At 56.5% G+C, this 21,489-nt stretch carries 15 protein-coding genes; 12 read left to right on the forward strand and 3 right to left on the reverse strand.

All coding sequences use genetic code 11. The features are described from left to right. Positions 1–229: 229 nt before the first annotated feature. Entirely contained in the window at positions 230–1,816 is a 1,587-nt protein-coding gene (locus ACP15F_RS07070; RefSeq protein WP_424940113.1) for an exonuclease domain-containing protein, read from the reverse strand. 303 nt (positions 1,817–2,119) lie between these two features. On the opposite strand from ACP15F_RS07070, the gene ACP15F_RS07075 reads away from it, so the two are divergent. The 3 genes from ACP15F_RS07075 to ACP15F_RS07085 all read left to right on the forward strand — a co-directional run bounded on the left by ACP15F_RS07075 (position 2,120) and on the right by ACP15F_RS07085 (position 9,198). Next, entirely contained in the window at positions 2,120–4,000 is a 1,881-nt protein-coding gene (locus tag ACP15F_RS07075; protein ID WP_424940114.1) for a hypothetical protein, read from the forward strand. A 535-nt stretch (positions 4,001–4,535) separates the two neighbouring features. Then, positions 4,536–7,079, forward strand: coding sequence for an ankyrin repeat domain-containing protein (locus tag ACP15F_RS07080; protein WP_424940115.1), 2,544 nt, complete (start codon positions 4,536–4,538; stop codon positions 7,077–7,079). Between the two features lie 475 nt (positions 7,080–7,554). Further along, entirely contained in the window at positions 7,555–9,198 is a 1,644-nt protein-coding gene (locus ACP15F_RS07085; RefSeq protein ID WP_424940116.1) for a hypothetical protein, read from the forward strand. Here ACP15F_RS07085 and ACP15F_RS07090 read toward each other — a convergent pair. Then, the gene (locus ACP15F_RS07090; RefSeq protein WP_424940117.1) at positions 9,181–9,630 is read right to left on the reverse strand and encodes an Lrp/AsnC family transcriptional regulator; all 450 of its coding nucleotides are present in this window, start codon (positions 9,628–9,630) and stop codon (positions 9,181–9,183) included. The two genes, ACP15F_RS07085 and ACP15F_RS07090, sit on opposite strands and share 18 nt — an antisense overlap. 122 nt (positions 9,631–9,752) lie before the next feature. Here ACP15F_RS07090 and ACP15F_RS07095 point away from each other — a divergent pair, with 122 nt between their 5' ends. The 9 genes from ACP15F_RS07095 to ACP15F_RS07135 all read left to right on the forward strand — a co-directional run bounded on the left by ACP15F_RS07095 (position 9,753) and on the right by ACP15F_RS07135 (position 20,981). Next, positions 9,753–10,886 carry an amidohydrolase gene (locus tag ACP15F_RS07095; protein ID WP_424940118.1) on the forward strand — a complete coding sequence of 378 codons (1,134 nt, stop codon included), beginning with the start codon at positions 9,753–9,755 and terminating at the stop codon, positions 10,884–10,886. A 2-nt stretch (positions 10,887–10,888) separates the two neighbouring features. Beyond that, on the forward strand, positions 10,889–12,082 hold the full coding sequence (locus tag ACP15F_RS07100) for a diaminopropionate ammonia-lyase (protein ID WP_424940119.1): 1,194 nt from the start codon (positions 10,889–10,891) through the stop codon (positions 12,080–12,082). After that, a complete protein-coding gene (locus ACP15F_RS07105; RefSeq protein ID WP_424940120.1) occupies positions 12,075–13,268 on the forward strand; it encodes a M24 family metallopeptidase in 1,194 nt (397 codons plus the stop codon). The genes ACP15F_RS07100 and ACP15F_RS07105 overlap by 8 nt, the downstream gene beginning before the upstream one ends. Positions 13,269–13,275: 7 nt before the next feature. Next, positions 13,276–14,040, forward strand: coding sequence for a maleate cis-trans isomerase family protein (locus ACP15F_RS07110; protein WP_424940121.1), 765 nt, complete (start codon positions 13,276–13,278; stop codon positions 14,038–14,040). Positions 14,041–14,161: 121 nt separating this feature from the next. After that, positions 14,162–15,970, forward strand: a complete 1,809-nt coding sequence (locus ACP15F_RS07115; protein WP_424940122.1) for an autotransporter assembly complex protein TamA — start codon at positions 14,162–14,164, stop codon at positions 15,968–15,970. Positions 15,971–15,972: 2 nt separating this feature from the next. Then, positions 15,973–19,743, forward strand: coding sequence for a translocation/assembly module TamB domain-containing protein (locus tag ACP15F_RS07120; protein ID WP_424940123.1), 3,771 nt, complete (start codon positions 15,973–15,975; stop codon positions 19,741–19,743). A 247-nt stretch (positions 19,744–19,990) separates the two neighbouring features. Next, positions 19,991–20,140 (forward strand): hypothetical protein, encoded by a 150-nt coding sequence (locus tag ACP15F_RS07125; protein WP_424940124.1) that lies wholly within the window; start codon positions 19,991–19,993, stop codon positions 20,138–20,140. A 54-nt stretch (positions 20,141–20,194) separates the two neighbouring features. Next, positions 20,195–20,533 (forward strand): TfoX/Sxy family DNA transformation protein, encoded by a 339-nt coding sequence (locus tag ACP15F_RS07130; RefSeq protein WP_424940125.1) that lies wholly within the window; start codon positions 20,195–20,197, stop codon positions 20,531–20,533. A gap of 46 nt (positions 20,534–20,579) precedes the next feature. Continuing rightward, on the forward strand, positions 20,580–20,981 hold the full coding sequence (locus ACP15F_RS07135; protein ID WP_424940126.1) for a DUF4112 domain-containing protein: 402 nt from the start codon (positions 20,580–20,582) through the stop codon (positions 20,979–20,981). Here the strand turns inward: ACP15F_RS07135 and ndk are convergent. Then, the gene (gene ndk, locus ACP15F_RS07140; RefSeq protein WP_108856499.1) at positions 20,978–21,400 is read right to left on the reverse strand and encodes a nucleoside-diphosphate kinase; all 423 of its coding nucleotides are present in this window, start codon (positions 21,398–21,400) and stop codon (positions 20,978–20,980) included. The genes ACP15F_RS07135 and ndk overlap by 4 nt on opposite strands. Between the last annotated feature and the right edge of the window lie 89 nt (positions 21,401–21,489).

Genomic DNA, 21,489 nt, shown 5'->3' on the forward strand with positions numbered 1-21,489 from the left:
GCCCTGACATTCGGCACCTTCGAAATTGCTGTGCCGCAACGCGGACGCACACAGCCGAGGTCGGCATTGGGTCGCCCCATACCTCCGGAAGGCCTGATGCATCCGCTCGTGCGCTGTTTCGCTGGGATCGGCACATTTCAGGGCCTTGGAACTCTGAAAAGATGCGCGACGTGTTCTGAAGTGAGTCCGTGAGCGTTCTGGCTTGAGGGGAACCTAAAGCCACGCACACTTAGGTTCTCGCGCGAACCATCGAAACTCTATAGGCGTACGAACTCACCGCTTCGATCTTCACCTGGTCTCCTGCACGGGCTAAACTCCGTTCAAAGAACTCTCTTACCCAACCCCTTCGGCGAAACAGCTTCTTCTTACCGTCGATATCCGTGATCGCTGCCGATTGCCCGCCCCAATCGACCGTGAGCGTCCTGGCGGCTGCCGAGGCATAGTTGCCTCCCCCGACACAGTCTTCAGGAAAAGCGTGCAGGACCTCTCGAAGGTAGAAATGATGGTTGTTGATGTTCCCCTGGGTGAGCGTCACGAGCCCAAGGACACGGCCGCCTTCATAGGGTCCGCCTCGTCTGCTTGTTTCTGAAGCGGATTGCGCGGATGCAAGCCTTACAGAGGCGATTTCAGGAAATTCTTCGATCAGCTCGGATGCTTCCTCGAGGCGCGAGGGCTTGCGAAGTGCACAAGAACCTTCAGCGAGCAACACGACCTCGGCAGCCGCGCGCGCGTCCTCACCCGCATCGTGGTGATCGAACGAGAGGCCCAGGTAGGTCTTGAGTGACGCCAGCCCATGGCCACCGTTTCCCTTCAGTTCCGGCCAGGCTCGGCGAGCAACGGTCACGCTGTTTTGCCAGTCCCAATTCGGTTCTGACCGATCGGCGTTTGCGCAGGCGGCCCGGATGGCACTGCGATCGAAACCGGAATGCTGGTAGACGGTAAGGCCTTCGAGAGCTTGCTCGAGCACAGGCAAGACCTGTTCGAATGTCGGCGCTCCCGCGACCATCGCGTTGGTGATGCCGTGGATATTGGTGAAAACCCAGCGGGGTGTTTGCGGATCGACATATGTTACCCAGGTCTCGACCTCGTTGTCCGGGCGCACGCAAGCCACGCCAACCTGGCATATGCTGCCGCGATCATGGTTCGCCGTTTCCACGTCAAGAGCGACGAAACGGAACGGTCCCTCGGGGAAAGGCGGTACATTCCCCGTCCCTCCCACGCTGACAGAAGCAGATACCGGTTCATCGCCCAAGAACCGCGCTTTCTGGCGTTCGAGGGCGGCCCTTTCAGCGTCACCAAGCCCCAAGCTATCAATGACAAGGTCCACGAGGCTTTCCGGCTCCTCATAGGGCTCCATGCCACGGCCGTTCCAGGCGACGACATGAGCCGGGGCGAGCGCAATCACTTCCTGCTCCAGGCGGGCAATGTCCAACGCGTCCGCCAGCGGCACCCAGACTGCCTTGCAATACTTGGCGACAAATTCATTCCGCAGTTTCTTCGCGATGTCACCGTCGGCCTTGGTCGCGGGGTCGTTCCGCTCCCGCCACATCCTGCCGGTGTTGTACATGCGCGAGAAGTAGTGGCTGGTTGTCTCGGAGCCCGTGCGATGGCGCTGGTGGATCCGCTTGTAGAAGGTTTCACTCTCGGACGTCGTGGAGCCGATGTAGCGGAGCTCTCCGAAGTGGTCGACGAGGCCGTAAATCCCGCGACAATTCCTGGGCGCCATCGCGGTCGGTTGAGGCGTGGCCTCGAGAAGTTGCTCCAAGATTTCCTTTGCATCGAGCTCGCCCGATCCTCGTCGAGAGAAATTCGTCATACTGTAGAACCTATGCACATTGTTGCGCCCCTTTCTTGGCAATGAATTCCAAACCGATCACGCACTAACAATCCTGTTTTCGGTTCCAATCGTCATATTTCACCCTCATGAGACATGCCCGTATTTCATATTAGCTTTGATTCAGGCCCACCACTTCATAGCGTCTTCCTCAGCTCACCCAACCCTCATTAGTAGTACAACTTAAGGATTGATCTCCCAACATGAACACTTCAGTTGCTTTACCTAAACTCGTCAACTCGCTGATTCTATTAACTTACCAACAGACCGAACGAAAGGCATCTGATGAAAACCTCACAACCCTTGAGAGCAAAGAGAATTTCCTATGGCACTCAATTCTTGTTGCTAAGTGTGGTGGCACTGGCCGTGTATGGATTTCTGTTTCTACTGCTAAACAATGATCTTCTCGGAACAATCGGATTAGAAGCTGATACGAGTGGGTTTGAGTGGGCGGATAAAATACTGGGTGTAACTGTCGCTCTGGCAGGAGCTTGGGTAACACTCGCAATTGCTCAACGAACGCTCCGCAACTCGGAAGAGATGGAAATCCTTCAGTTGAGAGGGCATGTCAAAGAAGACATCCAAGCCTTTCACGACTTCTTTGAATCCTTGAATAAACTCTATGCCAAGGCCGAGGATATCGCAGCAAAGGCGATGCAGGCCTACCTTGACGGTCTGGATGGGCAAAAGACCGAAACGGCGCTGAACCGCCCCGATCAGGACGCATTGCAACCACTACGCCTGTCAATGTCATCGAATGATTTCGCGGAGCTCAAACGCCTGCGGGACGAGCTCCTCGCACTCAATCGCACCCTGGAAATTCATTCTACCGATGGGCGCGGACCTCTTGCATTGGCATTTGCGGGGAGTTCTCTAAGCCGCGAAATTCTGACCCACAACGATTGGGTTGAAAACGCCAAGTTGGTTTCCAAGAAGAAGAACAGCGACCAGGGTTTCCCAAATTTCGATCCAGACGCAATCACGACTGAGATCGCTTACGAGGAATTCAAGGCGAAACGCCTTGTAGAGGACGACCTAAACCTGGTTCTCGAAGACCTCGCTCCGATCTTCCGCCGAGAGTGGCTTGTCTTGATGCGCGAGATTATCGGCCACGAAGTCCTGGAAATGGAGAAAGACAAAGAGCGCATTCACGCTGCCATGATTCAAAATCGTGACGCTGAATTTGCGAAAGACACAGCGCAGGAGCTTGAAGACAGCGAAAAGGAGTATGAAGCTCTTGTCGAGCTGCGTCTCAGGCTAATCGACTTGGCCAAAGACAATGATGATCTCGGCCTGACAGAGGAACAGAAAGAGTTGCTGCTCACTTGCCCAGACTATTCGTCCCGAGCTTCCCACCAGGAACAGTTTGACGCTGTGGAAAAGGAGGTCAACAAAATGCTCTGGCGCATCCAACAGTTAGAGGACGAGCTTGAGCATCACAGCATCAATAGCGACGATCATCTTCAATCCCTCAGAGGGGAACTTGTTTTGGGCCTTACCGGCTACTATGCGGATGATCCGAACCAGGAACGGGGAAGCTATCGGAAATATGTTGCTCGCCAGATGAAGAGAAAAAAGAGCAGGCTGTTGAGCGCTGTTCAACAACGAGATGTCGAGGATAGGGACTTTTTCCGCAAGTCCATCTCAATGATCCTTGGAGAGGTGTTGTTTCCGCACCACCTGCCCAAGCCCGGCGACCAGGAAAGAAGAGAAACCAACCTGAATCTTGGGATGGCCTACCTTCACGATCTTCTGGCGGCGCTGCCGGAAGACTTTGCAAGCATGATGTCCTCCATTGCCGAACTGGGCAAAGACTCCCGGATGCACGATGTCCTCATGGCAGACATTCTGAACAGACCGTTGCCGATCCAGGTTTCCTTGCACCGATTGGTCGAGACCGCCGACATGGATCCTGATTTTTTTGTTCAACAATACGGTGACGGTTTTGAACAGGCATTGGCTGACAGTTTCGACGAAACGTTCGCTGCCGAAGCCGTCTCAGGCGCCATGGAGTTTGCTCGCAGGGATCTTCTTGAAGAGCTTCAAGAAGAGTTGGCCGAAAGAAAAAAGAAGCTCAAGGAGAAGAATGTGAAAAATGCGAGCAGGGTTCAATCCATCGAACCTCCGCGTGATGGCAACGATCAAGGAGACCAGATCCCCTTTTAGAAGCCCTGAATCTCTTGGATTGGCGGAGTTTTTCGCCAATCCACTTTTTCTGGCATGTCTGATTGAGCATTATCCTGTGGCATCGGTAGAAGGCCCCCGGCGCGTGCGTCCACTGATACCTCCTTACTGATTCAGCCATTTTTTCGTCTGGCTTCAGTAGAAAGTTCGCCGCTCAGGTTTCTGTACGGGCATATGGCCACGATCCTCATGTTTTACGAAAATCCCGCACAGCTCCTAATCCTGTCCCTGTACGTCCGATTGCGTCGCAAAATGTTTTCGAATCCATCAAACCGGTTTCACGGTCGGAAGTGACACAACCATCGAACTTCCGGATCGAAATTAAATTGAAACCAATCTTAGGAGACAAACATGTCCAATCCACGACCGGAAAACGGCCCCTCAACCACCGGCAATCCCTCGGGTGGCGGGCGCGGGAACAACCCGCCGAGTAGTAAATAACACCAGCACAAGGTGGCAGGGCCAGACCGGCCCTGCCGCATTTCAAAAATGAAACTCCAAAGGAACCAGACGTTTCATGGCCACCTTGCCCAATTCTGAATCCGCGCTTTTGACGCTATCTCAACTCATCGCCCCGCTTGATTGGCAAAAACAAACATTGATCAAGAAGCGTTTCAAAGCTGGCGAAATGCCGTTCGCCAACCAACAGCAAAAAGTCGAAGAGATCCTTACATCCCTCTCGAACGCTCTTGGATTGACAGAGCAAGACAAGATCTGGTGGGAGATTTTGAATCAGATTGCGCATCACCTTCAGTATTTTGATGCTCTTGCGGCCAACACCCGTAGCTTTCAGGCGAATGAGCAGCATATCCTCTGGCAGTGCTTGGCATATGACATCTTGCCGGGCCTCGGACGCACCTGGGGTTTCTGGAGCCTCGATGTACCATTCATGCCGGAGATGTCGGGAGGGGATGTCTGGTTCTTGCCTAAAATCGATCCGAATGACCCAGAGCGGTTAATCCTACCAGTGCAAACGGTCGCGCAATGGTGGCGCGACCTACTCGGTGGACGGATTTCGCATACCTGGCCGAAGGCCGAAAACGAACGGCTGCGCAGTTTTCAGAACTGGGCCTCAGGCGACACCACACCGGCAATCGAAAAACTGCATGCTTGTTTCCCGGATAAAGCTGAATTCAATTATGTAGGCACCTTCACTTTGCCGGAGGATCCCAACGACAGTTTCGAGGCCGCGCGCGGATTTCTTCGGGACATCAAGGCACTTGACCCCGAGGGGATCGCAGCCACCTGCCCACAGTTGCCCCTCGAGTTGGCCAGCCGCGCGCTGGCAGGAACCGCAAGTCCAGACGAACAGAAGGCCTTTGTGGATGCTGTCTGTCGCCGTTGGGCGCAGCCTTCGGATCGCACCGTGCGGACGATGTTCCTCGCAGCCCGTGGGTTGGAACAGGGGTTTAAGGATCTCGTGAGCATCCTGACCCCGGGAGTTGATCCGCATGATGCTGATCCGATGCGGAACAAGACGCTTCAACTGGTCGAGCTATTTCGGCTGGCCTGGGAACATACGGCAAAAACCGGTACGACCGATCCGATCGCCTCGGACAAGGCATTCTGCGCCAGCGTTCCCTCCTGGCTTGCCTCAGGTCCTTTCGAAGGGATCATGCCCGGACGAAACGGCCCGCCCGCACCTGAGAAGTTGGCGAAGCGAATGACGGAGCGATTCATGCGGACCACTCCTGACGCAAATCTTCCAGATCTATTTGCGGATTCCACGCTGACATTGCCGGCAAGCCCAAAAGGCGACGAAACCATCGCCGAAGAACGTGCCCGTATGTTGGCAAAAGTCGAGGAAGCGTTCGCACTTCAGCGGTCCTCAGGGAAGGATCGTGCGCACCGAATGGCGAAGGCGATTACAGATCTTAGGCTGATGCCTCGAGCAGCAGAAATCGAGGCGGATATTCTTCATCTCGAGGCACTTGATCACATCAATCATGGGAGTTTCGATGAGGCTGAAAAGCTGCTTGATAGAGCTCTCACACTATCTACAGACACCTCTTTCGGTGAACGTCGCCTTCTGATCGCAAGGCATGCTTTTGCCTTCTCGGCCGGCCGCATGGCGTTTGACAAAGGGTTCGAGCGGCACTTCAGGATCTTTGTGCGATCCCTAACCGAAGAAGAGGTTCATAGATGGGAAGTCGGATTTGCGCCTATCACGCATTCTCTGCGCCTTGCCGCCAGAGACATGTCCGAATACTTCTGGACCAACCTGCTCCGCCCCTATCATGGGGTGCAGATCGACCACCCGCTTCAGGCTTCCTCCGAGATGATGCGTGAGTACGTTCAACTCGCTCGGCACGGTGCCGAAGGCAAATCCGTCAAGGAATTCCTAAAAAGTCACAAACGTGAACTCCGCCGGAAACTTCGGGATGTCCGTGGGGACACGTTTTTCGGAATGATGCTGAAAGCTACGCCCGATATCGTTGATCTGTTTCAACGGACTGGCGCGCAGTACGGCTTGGCTGGTATGCCTTCGGGTGCAGCAAGGCCCGGCAGGCTCGCCAAGAATGTCCGCGCGACCTTTCTGAGCCTGGCCAAGACACTTCCGAGCGACTTTCTAACTATCAAGGATTATAGGAACCAATCCCCATTGATCCTGGCAGCAGACCAAGGAGATGTTGACCTGGTACGCATTCTGCTCAGCAAACTTGTTGATCCGGACGTTCAGGACACCTTGGGTCGTACGGCGCTACATGCGGCGGCAAAGAAGGGGAATACTCAGTGTTTTCAAATGATCCTGAAGAAGGGAGCCGACCCCAATCGGCGCACCTGCGAAGGCAGAACTCCTGCGCTAATTGCCACACAATTCGGGAGCGTAGAAATCTTCGGACTGTGTTTGAAGAATGACCGGGCTTTCGAAGGCGAAGACCTTACTGCAGCCTATGAGATGGCCAAGAGGTGTTTCACCGACTACGCGCATTTCCGAGATACCTACGAAGAGGCCGGGCAGAGAGTTGGCACCCGGGAAGATTATCAGGCCATTATGGAAATGGCAGAACGAGCTCTCCTTGCCTCCAAAACCACGAATTCCTCTCGTACACACGTTTGACGACGCTAAATCAACATTATGCCAGCTCAGTTCAAAGTAACGCGCTGCGATGGCACAGTACCTGTTGCACGCGACTCCACATTGTGGCACCGTCAGTGGCACACGTAGAGTCCACGATGATATCGGTCGAGATTTTTCGTTTGGAATCATAAGGTTTTGCAGCAAGGATGATGTCCCTACCGCCGGAGCCAAATCCTCTCTAAGAGGTTGAAATAACAACAAAAGCGCTCCAATTGGGGCGCTTTTGTTGTTTTACCACAGGCTGTCATTTTGCGCGGGATGCTCCGCTGCAATCCACAACCCAAGACTTTGATCTAGATACAGCGCCCGCGGCTGTATGATGAGCTTCAAGATATCTTCTCCATCTTAAATAGATTTCTGGTTTTATTCATTCCTTTTGGTTAAACTCCCGCCCAATATGCATTTTTTAACTATTCGACCTTTCTTATTCGCTGTCGCTACACTGTGTTTCGCTTTGTTCCTTGTCGCCGGATTTTCTGACGGTGCAAGCGCGAATTTCAACCATACTTGGGCTGCGGAATTTGGTAGCTCCCTGAGTTTCTCCGACATTTACCCAAAACACCTTCCCGGGCTTTGGCACTCACTTGGGGGCTACGACTTTTTCTTCTATGGGCCATTGCCGTTCTGGGTCGCGGGTGGGTTGATTGCGCCGCTATGTCCAAGTTGCAGTACGAGCACCGAAGTCCTTTTGACGGCGTCGTTCTTCTGGCTTCTGAGCGGAGCGACATTCTTTGTTTTTGCGCGGCGGTATTTCAGCGTCAACATCTCGCTACTTGGTAGCCTAGTGTACCTTCTGTTGCCGTATCACTTGTGGATGGATTGGTTCATTCGCCAAGCCATCGGTGAATTTGCAGCCTTCGCATTCCTACCCCTTATTGCGTTTGGCATTGACTCTGTTCGACGCAATGATGGACACGGCTGGACCGTCGCAATCGGGGTTGCAGGTCTAATGCTGTCTCACCTGCCTACAATGCTGCTTGCAGCACATGTTTTTGCCGTCATCATGCTTGCCATTGCCTTCGAAAAATGGCGCCAGAAAGAGGCGTATGGATCCTTCATTTTCTCCATCTCCCTGTGGGTTATTCTGGGCGCGTTTGTAACTAGCTTTTACTGGATGCCTGCGCTTGCACTCTTGGACACGGTATCCCCTAACATTTTGTTTTCAGAGTTCTTTAGGGCAAGCAATTGGCTTTGGGGAACGACTTCCAGTTCCCCGCAACCTTACACATCAATGGTGTTACTGAGCGGCTTTTTTGTAACCCTTCCAACAGTGCTTCTGTCACTCTATTTTGCACGCGGCACTTTACTGATCTGGATCGTGATCCCGTTTTCCCTGACCGTATTGATGAACTCCGGATTGTCTGCACCGGTCTGGAACAACTGGGTCATCCAGAAAGTTCAGTTCCCTTGGCGGTTTTTGGTGTTCAGTGATTTCGCGGCGGGCGTCGCAGTTATGGTTGTTTTCTCTAAAATTGCGACTCCAACCCGCGCCAAGCTTGCCGTAACGCTGTCTTTCATGGCTCTGGTACCGTTCTACAAGATTGCACTGCCAGCGGTAGGCGCCATCATGACCAGCTTTGACGAGTCCACTATGCCGTACGGCGCAATTGAGTACCTAAGCCCAGAGACAAGAGTTGCCATCGAACGTCGTTTCGGTGTGACGCTGACACATGACAAGCACATTCTAATGGTCCCTAAAATGCTCGAGCTAATGGCGCAAGACGTACAAAAGCAACTGCCTGCGGAGGTCACACTCGAGGCCTCATCGCGCTCCTACACTGTCGAGAACGTGCCTGATCAGCAAAGCCTGGTGCTTCCAATCCAATATTGGCAGTTCTGGACCGGGCAACTTGAGGATGGGACCCCGCTACAGCTTTCTGCGAATCCGGATTTCGGAGTGATCGAGGTTCTTGCCCCCGAAGATGGCTTCAACGGGCAGACAATCCACCTGTCGCTTCCCTATCATATCAGTGAAAAGATCAGTTTGATCTTGTCGCTCGTCTCAATTGCGGGTTTTGCGTATTTGATGAAGGGCACGCGCTCTCGACGGCGAGACCGCACCCAAAACCAGAAAACCAAGCTACAGCACATCCAGTGAGCATTTCACACGGTCCATCACAATCGAGGTTTTGAACCGGCTGATGTTGGACGCATCAAAAAAGTGTTCTTGGGTGAACGCCTCATATTCCTTGATGTCGCGGACCGTCAGGATCAACAAGAAATCGGCTTCGCCTGTGGTGTAGTAGCATTGCTGCACAGACGGCGCAGTGCGCATCTTTTTCTTGAACGATTCAAGCTGCTGGCGATTCTCGCGCTCCAGTATGACTTCGACAATCACGGTCAGGTCACGGTCCAGTTTCTTTGGGGACAGAACCGCGATCTCACGTTCGATCACGCCGGTTTCTTTCAACTTTTTCAAACGCTTCTGAACAGCCGCAGAGGAAAGTCCCACCCGCTCGCTGATGGTCTCGGCAGTCAGGCGTGCGTTGCCTTGAACCAGCCGCAAAATATGCAGATCTTTGTCATCCATGATCTGAAAATCATCACTTATTCCACGAAATGCAATCGGATTCAGAACGATCAAGCAGAACTAAGACGTATACACTCCCCTCAGACCCGCTAGGATAATTCCGAGAGAATTGGGAGGTATGCGTGGATCACTTGACCGAGATACGGCGTCAGTTTCATCGTCGACCGGAGCTGGGCTTTCAGGAAGAGAATACCAAGGCGCTAGTCGCCAATCACCTTCGCAGCCTCGGGATCGAGGTGCATGAAGGCGTGGGGGTCGTTGGTGTATTGCGCAAGGGTAATGGCAATCGCGCCATTGGATTGCGGGCGGATATGGATGCGCTTCCGATCATGGAAAACACCGACCATGACTACCCATCCGAGACACCCGGCGTGATGCATGCCTGCGGCCATGACGGGCACATGACCATGTTGCTGGGTGCTGCCGAGATGCTGGTAAATGATGCCGAGTTCGACGGGACTGTGATCTTCCTGTTCCAACCGAACGAAGAACACGGGCTGGGTGCGCAAGCCATGATCGACGAAGGCGTCCTGACCCATTTCCCAATGGACGAGGTCTATGCCATTCATAACTTACCCGGCGCGCCTGTCGGTCAAGTGTCCACCCGTCCGGGTCTGATTTGCAGTAGCGAAAGCCTGTTTGAAATCACAATCCATGGACAGGGCGGTCATGCCTCGATGCCTCAGGTCGGCGTGGACGCAATCACAGTCGGGGCCGAGCTGGTATCGGCGCTGCAAACCATCGTGGCGCGCAAACTGTCTCCGGGTGCGGGCGTGGTCGTCTCGGTGACCGAGTTTGTGACCGATGGGCAGCGCAACGTACTACCGGGTCAGGCAGTGTTGAAAGGCGACGTCCGCGCCCGCGCGCCCGAGGATCGTTTGGCGGTTGAGCGCTTCATGCGACAGATTACAGATGGCGTGGCAGCGGCGCATGGTGTCACCGCGACGGTCCAGTTCCAAACCGAATTCATCGAAACCATCAACGCAGACGCCCCAACGCAGGCCGTCTGTCGCGCTGCCTTAGCCGCCGAATGCGATGTGATCCCAGACCGCCAACCAATGAGCTTTTCCGAAGATTTCGCCCATTTTGCGGCGGCTGTTCCTGGTTGCTTCCTGCTTCTGGGCAACGGCACCGTGGGCGCGCATGGCCAGCCCCTGCACGCCTCGGATTATGATTTCAACGACGCGCTTTTGCCCATCGGGGCCGCGTTCTGGACCCAACTTGTGCAGGACCGCCTGCCCACCAGAAAGGACTGATCATGAAAGACATTTTCAGCACGGCAACCTTGCACCACACTGCTGGCTCGCCTGCCCAATCGAAAGCCGCTTTCAGCGTTCTGTCAGAACAAGACTTCACCAACGCCTGCAATGAGATCATGGCATGGGACGGATATGAAGCCACACCGTTGGTGGCGCTCTCTGGTTTGGCGGAACAGCTGGGCGTTGCTCGGATCGATTATAAACACGAAGGCCCACGCTTTGGGCTGGGCAGCTTCAAGGCGCTTGGCGGGTCTTATGCCGCGCTGCGGGTCCTGCAACGCGAGCTAACCGCAAAACTGGGGCGCGAAGTCACCCTTGAAGAGATCCGCAATGGCGAACACCGTGACGCCTGCGCCCAGATCACGCTGGTTTCGGCCACGGATGGCAATCACGGGCGGTCCTTGGCGTGGGGCTGTCAGCGGTTCGGAGCCCCCTGCCGCATCTATATCCATGCCGAGGTCAGCGAAGGCCGCGCGGAAGCGATGCGCGACTTGGGTGCTGACGTGATCCGCATCGATGGCGATTATGACGATTCAGTCGTCTTGGCGAAAACTGAAGCTGACGAAAACGGCTGGTTCGTCGTCTCAGACACCTCGTGGGAAGGCTATACCGAGCCACCCCGCGACGTGATGGCCGGTTACGGCGTGATGACCCGCGAGGTCTGCGAGACGTTGGTCGAAGCGCCAACCCATGTCTTCCTGCAAGGCGGCGTAGGCGGGCTTGCCGCCTCGGTCGCAGCAGGTTTGCGTCAGTTCTATAAAGACGCTTCGCCGCGCGTTGTCATCGTCGAGCCTGATCTAGCCGCTTGCCTGTTTGACAGTGCAAAGGCGGGTAAGGCCACCAATTTCGCGATTGCCGAAGAAACCATCATGGCTGGGCTGTCCTGCGGTGAACCCTCGGAAATGGCGTGGGAAATCCTGACGGAAGAGGCATCGGACTTTTTGACCATCCCCGACAGCATCGTCGCCCCAACCGTACGCCTGTTGGCGAACGCTGAATCCGGGGACGCGGTGGTCGAGGCCGGGGAAAGCGCTGTGGCCGGGCTGGCGGCAGTCATCGCTGCGCGTCAGGATCCGGCACTGTCAGACACGCTGGGGTTGGATGCAACGTCACGTGTGTTGCTGGTTGGGTCCGAGGGCGTCACCGACCCCGCGATCTTCAAAGCGATCATGGCAGGGGCCGATCATGTCTGATCCGCGTCTAACCCTTGGTTCGCCAGACACGCCCACACGGGGGTTTGCGACATCAGAATTCGCAACCCGCACGGAGAAAGCGCAGGCACTGATGGCGCAGCAATGTCTGGACGGGATGTTGTTGCTGACCGAACCCGAGGTTCGTTATTTCAGCGGCTTTCACACGCTGTTTTGGCAAAGTCCCACCCGGCCTTGGTTCCTCTTCATCCCCGCCTCAGGCAAGCCAATTGCGATCATCCCGGAAATCGGCGCCGAACTAATGCGCCAAACTTGGATCGAGGACATTCGCACATGGAGCGCCCCTGCCCCAACCGACGACGGGATCAGCCTGCTGACAGAGCTTCTGTCGCCGCTTGCTAAGGCGGGTGGGCGTCTGGGCGTACTGAAGGGACACGAGACCTCTTTGCGAATGCCTCTGGGCGATTATGAACGCCTGATGGCCGCCCTGCCCGGCCTGCAGGTTAATGACGCGACCGGTCTGATCCGCGCCTTGCGCATGGTCAAATCAGAAGCCGAGATCGAAAAGCTGGCCCATATCTGTCAGATCGGTTCACGCGCCTTTCACGAAGTGCCCAATCTTGCCCGCGAGGGGCTGCCCTTTGAAAACCTGTTCAGACTTTTCCGCCGTGAGACGCTGTTTCGAGGGGCGGATGACGTGCCCTATCTGGTGGGCGGTGCGGATCAGGGCGGATATCACGACGTGATCTCGCCGCCCTCGCCCCGACCTTTGCAGCATGGAGATATCTTCATGCTCGACACTGGTGCCACATGGGACGGTTATTATTGCGACTTCGACCGGAACTGGGCCGTTGGGCAGGCCGACGATGCCTCGCGTCGCGCATATGATGTGTTGTGGCGGGCGACCGAGGCAGGGATTGAAGCCGCCCGCCCGGGCACCACCTGCCGCGAACTGTTCCACGCCATGCAATCCGTCATCGCCGAGCTGGACGATCAGGGCGGCGATGTTGGGCGGCTGGGGCACGGGCTGGGCATGCAGCTGACCGAGTGGCCATCTCATGCCGCGTTTGACGACACGGTGATCGAAGAGAACATGGTGCTCACGCTGGAACCCTCGCTTTCTTATGGCGATGGGCGCATCATGGTGCATGAAGAAAACATCGTTGTGCAGGCCGATGGCGCAAAGCTTTTGACCACGCGCGCGCCGACAGAGTTGCCGGTGATTTGAGGGCCATATGCTGAAGCTTGATTTTGACACGGATGACGGGATCGGAACGCGCGCCAATCTGGGCATGATCGTTTTGGAGACCGACGAAACACTGGAAACCGAGTTTGCCCGCATGGCGGATTTTGACGGCGTTGCGCGTTATCACAGTCGCATCCCGATGGTGACAGACATTCGTCCTGACACGCTCGCCCGGATGCAAGATGACCTCCCTGCATCGGCCAAGTTGTTCCCGTCCTCGCTGGCGCTTGATGTGATCGGATATGGATGCACCTCGGCGTCGACCGTGATTGGCTCAGATAACGTCGCGGCAGCTATTCAAAGCGTGCGCCCCGGTACGAAAGTGACAGATCCTCTGGCCGCGCTGATTGCGGCTGGTCGCTCGCTCGGCGTGAAAAACCTTGGCTTCATAACGCCTTACATTCCAGAAGTATCCCAGCAGATGCGTGAAAAATTGGAAAAGGCTGGGTTTCACATTGCAGCCAGCGGGTCGTTCGAGGAAAGCGACGACCGCGTGGTTGCTCGGATCACGGAAGACTCCATCCACAAGGCAGGTCTCCAAGTTGCTTCAACCACAGGGGGCCAATGCGAAGCCCTTGTGATTGCCTGCACCAACCTGCGCTGCCTGAATGTCATTCCAATGCTCGAAGACGAGCTGGGCATCCCTGTTCTGTCCAGCAACACGGCCCTAGTGTGGCATATGCTGCGCCTTGCCGGGATCAACGATCAGATGCCTCAGATCTGCCGCCTATTCGGCACTCAGATGATCCCCTAGACCCAACCGCGGGCGCAAGGCGGAAAGCTGCCGACCCCGCAAAACCGGTGGTGCTTGACCCAGCAAGGGGATAGGCTTCTGGCCATTGGGGATTATTGTGCTGCTCACAAGGAATCTGGGTTTGAGAAAGTTGGGTTTCGCGCCTGTTTGGCGACGGATTTGCGTGTCTGCCGCGCTGGCCCTTTTGGGGCAATCTGCGCTGGCGCTTGAGGATGTCCAGATTACGGTTCTGGGGACCGACAAGGATCTGGAAAGCGCGATCACTTCAGCATCACTTGTGCAAACTGCTAAGAATGACGGTGAAACCGACCCCCGCGATGTGATCGCCGCCGCACTGGCCGAGTATGGCCGCCTGACCGAGGTGCTTTATGCCAACGGCTATTATGGCGGCGTGGTGCGTGTCAGCGTCGATGGGCGCGAGGCCGGGCTCATTCCCGTTTTCAACCTGCCCTCCCGCATCAATACAATCGCGATTACTGTGGATCCGGGTGCGCCGTTCACGTTTGGCACAGCACGCGTGGCACCTTTGGCCCCCGACACTGACCTGCCCGAAGGGTTTCGCACTGGTGCACGCGCTGAAAGCACACAAATTCAGGCCGCTGCGGATGCCGCCCATCTGGCGTGGCGACAAGCCGGGCACGCCAAGGCCGATCTGACAAACCAAAGCATTACGGCTAACCACAACCGTCACACCCTGTCGGCAGACCTTCAGTTCGCGCCAGGCCCGAAAGTCCGCTTCGGTCGCATGACCCAGACCACTGACAGCACTGTCCGTGCGGATCGTGTGGCCCGGATTGCCGGGTTCCCGACCGGGGAAACCTACTCGCCCGAAGCACTGGACAAGGTTGCCAACCGCCTGCGCCGCACCGGGGCCTTTTCGTCTGTCGCCCTGACCGAGGCCGAAGTCCTGAACCCGGACGACACTCTGGACGTGGGTTTGGCGCTGGCCGATGAGAAACCGCGCCGTTTTGGCGTTGGCGCAGAGCTGTCATCGTTGGAGGGCATTGGCCTGTCTGCCTTCTGGATGCATCGCAATTTTCTGGGCGGGGCAGAACGCTTCCGGGTCGAAGGTGAAATAACGGGCATCGCCGGCCAGCATGGCGGCGTCGACTATCGCCTTGGCACCCGGTTGGAACAGCCCGCTACGTTCGGTCCTGACACCACGGCCTTCGGTTTCGCCAACGCTGCGTATGAAGATGAACCTGCCTATATCTCGCGCAGCGTTGATATGGGTCTGGGGATGACGCGCATCTTCTCGGACACTCTGAGCGGAGAAATTGGCGTGGGCCTGCATTACTCGGACACAACGGACGTTTTTGGTGATCGCGAGTTCTTTCACCTGACTTTGCCAATCGGTCTAACGTGGGATCGACGCAACGACATGTTGGACGCCACTTCGGGCAGCTTCATCCGTGCCGAACTTACACCGTATCTGTCCCTAAATGACGGAGGCAGTGGGGCCCGCGCCTTCGTGGACGCCCGTGCCTATCGCGAATTGGGCGCAGGGGATCGCTTTGTGCTGGCTGGGCGTGTGCAAGCGGGCTCGGTCTATTCAGACAGCGTCCAAGACATCCCGCCGGAGTATCTTTTCTTCTCGGGCGGCGGTAACTCTGTCCGCGGACAGCCCTATCAATCGCTGGGCATCCCTGTGGGATCGGACGGACTGCGCGGTGGGCGGTCCTATCTGGCAGTTTCGACCGAGCTGCGCGCGAATATCTCCGACACGATCGGTGTCGTCGCCTTTGCCGACGCCGGTCATATCAGCGATGACAGCCTGTTTGCAGGCGACGGCAACTGGCATGCCGGTGCGGGTCTTGGGCTGCGGTATAAGACCCCGATTGGTCCGCTGCGTCTGGATGTCGCCGGCCCTGTCTCAGGAGACACCGGGGACGGCGTGCAGATATACCTAGGCATTGGGCAGGCGTTCTGAACATGATCCGTTTCCTGCTCCCCCTTATCGCTCTGCTTACTCAACCCTTTGCGGCTTTGGCGCAAAGCTCCGACGCCACCTCCGATGATGATCGTGGCTATCTTCAGGCGCTTCTGGAAGACAATCTGTCGGACACAGGGCGCGAGATCAAAATCATCGGCTTTCAAGGCGCGTTTAGCTCTGAAGCCACTGTCGACGAGATTACCATCGCGGATCGCGAAGGCGTCTGGCTCAGCCTGCGAGGTCTGACCCTGACATGGACCCGGAGCGCACTGTTGACCGGGAACGTCAAGATCGACGCCCTTGTGGCCGAAGAAATCACCCTGTCACGTCAGCCGATCCCGGAACCCGGCCTGCCGACACCCGAGGCAACGGGTTTTGCCTTACCCGAATTGCCGGTGTCTTTGAACATCGGCAGCATTCGTGCGGCGCGCGTCAATCTGGGGGAAGACGTCTTGGGGTCGGCGGCGGCGATCACGCTTCAAGGGTCTGCATCACTAGAGGCAGGCGCAGGCTCGGCTGATTTAAGCGTTACTCGGCTGGACGGGCCAAAAGGCGCGCTGGAGTTTGCGGGCAGCTATGACAACACCGATCGGATCTTGTCGCTGCTTCTGTCACTTGAGGAAAACGCAGGCGGTTTGGCCACAAGCATTCTGGGAATTCCTGACCGCCCTGCCCTTGGACTGAAAATCGACGGCACCGGTCCTTTGTCTGATTTCACAGCCCAGATCGCGCTGGCGACCGACGGACAGGACCGGCTGAACGGAACGGTCACGTTGCTTGAGACACCGGCGACAACTGGGACCACCAACGACCGGCAGTTCGCACTGGACCTGTCAGGGGATATCTCTCCTTTGTTGCATCCTGATTATCACGCCTTCTTCGGGAAAGCCGTTGATCTGACTGCACGGGCCGCGCAATTTTCGGATGGATCAACGCGCGTTGACGCGCTGTCGATGCAGTCAGCATCGCTGGATATCACGGGCGACTTGGTGTTGGCCCCAAGTGGTTGGCCCCAGCGCGTGGCATTGCGCGGAAAGATTGCGGCCCCTGACGGGAAACCTGTTCGCCTGCCCATGTCCGGCCCCGGCACGAAGGTTTCCTCGGTCGATCTGAACATCGCCTATGATGTCAGTACCGGGGATCTTTGGACCGCGAGTGCGAACCTCGCAGACCTCGCTCAGGATGATCTGACCATCGAGACGGCCAAGCTGACCGGTTCAGGGCGGCTGCGCGCGGGCGAAGATGGGGCAGCCCCAGTGATCGACGGCGCTGTGCAGTTTGACACCCATAACATCCAACCGAAAAGCCCCGAGCTTGCCACCGCCCTTGGGACTGATCTGACCGGACAGTTGCAGTTTGACTGGCAGAACGACGATGTGCTGCGAGTTTCGAACTTGAAACTGGCGGGCGAAGACTACGACTTGTCGGGCGGACTCACCTTGTCTGATTTCGCCGAAGGTGTGATCGCCCGCAGCGATAATTTGCGCCTGACAGCCAGTGATCTATCCCGCTTCTCGGGTGCTGCAAGCGCGCCCTTGTCGGGCCGCGTTGCGCTTGATCTGACCGGCGAAGGTAACCTTCTTGGGGGCGCGTTTGACCTAAGCTTGAACGGGCGCGGCGCGGGACTGGGTATAAACCAACCGCAATTGGACAGTTTGATCGGCGGAGACAGCACTTTGGTGCTGCACGCCGTGCGCGATACAAACGGCACACGGATCGAGGCGCTGGACCTGAAAACGGCCAAAGCACAGCTTGAGGCCACGGCGAACTTGAAAACCCAAGGTTCGACAGCTGAACTGTCGTTGAACCTGCCAGACGCGGGCGCGATCGATCTCAAGCTATCTGGCCCAGCCCGATTGACGGCATCTCTGATCCAAACCGGGGATGATTGGCAGGTAGATGCAGATTTCGAAGGACCGGGTGAAGCGAACTTGAAGTCCTCGGCCCTGCTGCGTCTTGTGGATGGTGCAGCTCAACAAATTGACGGCACGCTTAGCGGAGTGATCGCCCGCCTTAGCCCCTATAGCGGCTTGGCACAGCGCCCGCTTTCTGGCGGTTTGCGCTTTGACGCCGCGGGCCAAATGGCGCCGGAAAGTGGCGATTTCACTGTTGAACTGGACGGCACCGCACAATCGCTTGGCACTGGTATCGCTCAGGCCGACGCATTGCTGCGCGGAACCACTACACTGGCGTTGAAAGCCCATCGCGACGGCGACGCCCCGGTGTTGCTCGACCGTTTGACCGTGAACAATAACGCGCTGTCGCTGTCGGCCGAAGGCCAACCCTCAGACAGCGGCACCCACGTGACGTTCCAATCGCGTCTTGCCGATCTTGGTTTGGTTGCCGATGGCATGACTGGCCCAGCCGAAGCTCAAGGCAGCGCCGAACTGACCGCTGATAAATGGCGCGTGTCGATGAATGCCACAGGACCTGCCGGTGTAAATGGGCGCATGGATGGCACGGTTAGCGCGGATGGCACTCAGGCCGATCTGACCCTGTCCGGCTCCGCACCTCTGGCACTGGCCAACCCGATGATCCGCCCTCGTTTGGCCACAGGCACTGCGAGCTATGACCTTGCCCTGAGCGGCAAGCTAGAGCTTGCCTCACTTTCCGGGACGATCACGACGCAAAACGCGCGCGTTGCGCTGCCGCGTTTGAAACAATCCATCGACATTGACAGTGGACAGGTCACATTGACCGGGGGCTCTGCCACGTTGAACGTCCAAAGCTCGATCCCTGCCGGGGGTCGTGTCACCACAACGGGGACAATCGGTCTGACCGCACCCATGCAAGCAGACCTGTCGATCCTGCTGGATCAGTTGCGCCTGACGGACGGAGAACTGTTTGAAACCACTGTGGATGGCAACGCCAACCTGCGCGGCCCAATTCAAGGCGGGGCTACACTGCGCGCCAATCTGACCCTTGGCCGGACCGAATTACGGGTTCCGGAAACCGTGTCCGGCACGTTGCCCGTCATGGAGGGGCTGAAACATGTGGGCGAGCCCGCATCCGTGCGCCAGACGCGGCAATTTGCCGGTCTGATCGTTGATACAAGCACAACAGACCCAGGACGACCCTATCCGCTGGACATCACGCTGAACGCACCCGGCCAGATCTTTGTACGTGGACGCGGTCTGGATGCAGAATTGGGCGGCGCGCTGCGCGTCACTGGAACCAGCGCCGATGTGATCCCGCAGGGCGAATTCAACTTGATCCGAGGCCGTCTGGACATGCTGGGCAAGCGCTTGACCCTGACCGAGGGCGAAGTCAGCCTGCAAGGTGATTTCAACGCCTATCTTCGCTTTCTGGCCGAAGCCAAGGCGGAAGACACCGATATCAGGATCGGCGTAACAGGCCCAGTATCAGCGCCTGAAATCAGCTTCACCTCGTCCCCCGAGTTACCGGAAGACGAGGTTCTGGCGCGACTTCTGTTCGGCAAGGACATCACCCAGATCTCGGCCATCCAAGCGCTGCGACTGGCGGCAGCTGTGCGCACTCTGGCCGGTAAAGGTGGCGAAGGTGTGCTGGGTCGCCTGCGCGGAAACTTCGCGCTAGATGACTTGGATGTCACCACGGATGAGACCGGCGCGGCCTCGGTCCGGGCGGGCAAATACATCTCGGAAAACATCTATACCGACGTCACCGTTGGGGCCGAGGGCAAGGCCGAGGTTAATTTGAACCTGACCCTGACCCCATCTCTGACCGCGCGCGGTACGTTGGGGTCGGATGGCAATACCGGCGTCGGGATATACTACGAACGCGACTACTAGACTTAAATTACATTACTTTTCTGATAGTTAAACGATAATCGCGCCGAAAGAACATGGCTTCTTGGGCATTTTCGTTGCACTCACCCATGTCGCAGCCACGCCACACCTTTTCACTTTGGAAACAATTTGTGTACAAATTTTTACGATTATTGCGCGGCCATATGTTAACATGTGAAGGCCGAAAGGCTCCTGTGGGGAAAATGGTGCGTTTATTTTCACGCACGCTAATGAGTAACGGAGCAAGGATATGGCTGGGGAAAAAACCGAAGAAAAGCATAAAGCACCGTCTGGCGGCACACGTTACGTGCATGTCAAGGCACCGCCCAAGCGGGATCGCACCCGCACGGACGAGCCGAAAGAGCCGACGGTTCTATTTACCGATTGGGCCAGCATTTAAGATTTGGTCTTGATACGGGTTTAAGAAATTTTCTGTACCGATTAACTTCGGCGCATGAGCGATCCTGTATCATCCATCCGAAATCTTGGCGAAGCCTCGGACGCGGTCTATGCCCGCGCAGGCATCCATACGGCCGAAGAGCTGCACACGTTAGGTCCGGACGAGGCCTATCGCCGCTTACTGGCCACAGGATCCCGCCCCCATTTCATCGCCTATTACGCCATGGTCATGGGTCTTCAGGGTCGCCCTTGGAATGACTGCCAAGGCAAAGAGAAAGACGCCCTACGCAAGCGATTTGACGCGTTGAAGGCCGAGGCCACTGCGAAGAAACCTCCCGAAGACAAAATGGAAGCGATTTTGGACGAGATTGGGATTCGAGCCACGCAGAGTTAGCCCCCAACCCATTGAAAAGCGTCCAATTCATCCCCATGTTAATATCATGAACATTGACAGGGACGAAAAGCTTAAATCACTTGAAAAACTAGCCTATCGGCTGGAAAACCTTATCCCCATTCCGGGAACAGAGCTCAGATTTGGTCTGGACGCCGTCATGGGACTTGCCCCCGTGGTAGGAGACTTCATGTCCCTGATCCCCGGCGGCTACATCATGAATGAAGCACGAAAGATGGGGGCCCCGAATCTCATATTGGCGCGCATGGGGCTCAACCTGGCCACCGACGTGGTGATTGGCCTTACGCCAGTCATCGGCGACGCATTTGACATGGCGTGGAACGCCAACACCCGCAATGTGCGCCTATTGCGCGACCACCTTGAAACGCAAACCGCCCATGCTGATCACAGCACGGGCGGCGCAAAATTCATAGAAACGGCTGAGGCTTAGCCAACCAGTTCCAGACCCGAGAAGAAGAAAGCGATTTCTTCTGCTGCGGTTTCCGGAGCGTCCGAACCGTGGACCGAGTTTTCGCCGATCGACAGAGCGAACTCTTTACGGATGGTGCCTTCAGCAGCTTCAGCAGGGTTGGTTGCGCCCATAACTTCGCGGTTTTTCGCGATGGCGTCTTCACCTTCCAGAACCTGAACAACGATCGGCTCAGAGATCATGAATTCACACAGTTCGCCAAAGAAGGGGCGTTCGGCGTGTACACCATAGAACTGCTGGGCTTGGGCCAGGGTCAGTTGGATGCGCTTCGAGGCAACGATGCGCAGGCCCGCTTCTTCGAACTTGGCGGCGATTTGGCCGGTCAGGTTACGTTTGGTTGCATCGGGTTTGATGATCGAGAATGTGCGTTGGATAGCCATGATGGTCCCTTTTACGTTTGAGGCAACGGGACCCCTGCCCCATGACAGTTCCCCGCGCGTATGTGATTTGCGCCCCCGTAACATGGGAT

Source organism: Aliiroseovarius sp. S253 (assembly GCF_049800855.1).
Taxonomy (GTDB): Bacteria; Pseudomonadota; Alphaproteobacteria; order Rhodobacterales; family Rhodobacteraceae; genus Aliiroseovarius.

What these genes read in the sequence shown, in the direction of transcription:
- ACP15F_RS07070 (WP_424940113.1), bottom strand. Translation starts at nt 1,816, where the DNA reads ATGACGAATTTCTCTCGACGAGGATCGGGCGAGCTCGATGCAAAGGAA.
- ACP15F_RS07075 (WP_424940114.1), top strand. Translation starts at nt 2,120, where the DNA reads ATGAAAACCTCACAACCCTTGAGAGCAAAGAGAATTTCCTATGGCACT.
- ACP15F_RS07080 (WP_424940115.1), top strand. Translation starts at nt 4,536, where the DNA reads ATGGCCACCTTGCCCAATTCTGAATCCGCGCTTTTGACGCTATCTCAA.
- ACP15F_RS07090 (WP_424940117.1), bottom strand. Translation starts at nt 9,630, where the DNA reads ATGGATGACAAAGATCTGCATATTTTGCGGCTGGTTCAAGGCAACGCA.
- ACP15F_RS07100 (WP_424940119.1), top strand. Translation starts at nt 10,889, where the DNA reads ATGAAAGACATTTTCAGCACGGCAACCTTGCACCACACTGCTGGCTCG.
- ACP15F_RS07105 (WP_424940120.1), top strand. Translation starts at nt 12,075, where the DNA reads ATGTCTGATCCGCGTCTAACCCTTGGTTCGCCAGACACGCCCACACGG.
- ACP15F_RS07110 (WP_424940121.1), top strand. Translation starts at nt 13,276, where the DNA reads ATGCTGAAGCTTGATTTTGACACGGATGACGGGATCGGAACGCGCGCC.
- ACP15F_RS07120 (WP_424940123.1), top strand. Translation starts at nt 15,973, where the DNA reads ATGATCCGTTTCCTGCTCCCCCTTATCGCTCTGCTTACTCAACCCTTT.
- ACP15F_RS07125 (WP_424940124.1), top strand. Translation starts at nt 19,991, where the DNA reads ATGGCTGGGGAAAAAACCGAAGAAAAGCATAAAGCACCGTCTGGCGGC.
- ACP15F_RS07130 (WP_424940125.1), top strand. Translation starts at nt 20,195, where the DNA reads ATGAGCGATCCTGTATCATCCATCCGAAATCTTGGCGAAGCCTCGGAC.
- ACP15F_RS07135 (WP_424940126.1), top strand. Translation starts at nt 20,580, where the DNA reads ATGAACATTGACAGGGACGAAAAGCTTAAATCACTTGAAAAACTAGCC.
- ndk (WP_108856499.1), bottom strand. Translation starts at nt 21,400, where the DNA reads ATGGCTATCCAACGCACATTCTCGATCATCAAACCCGATGCAACCAAA.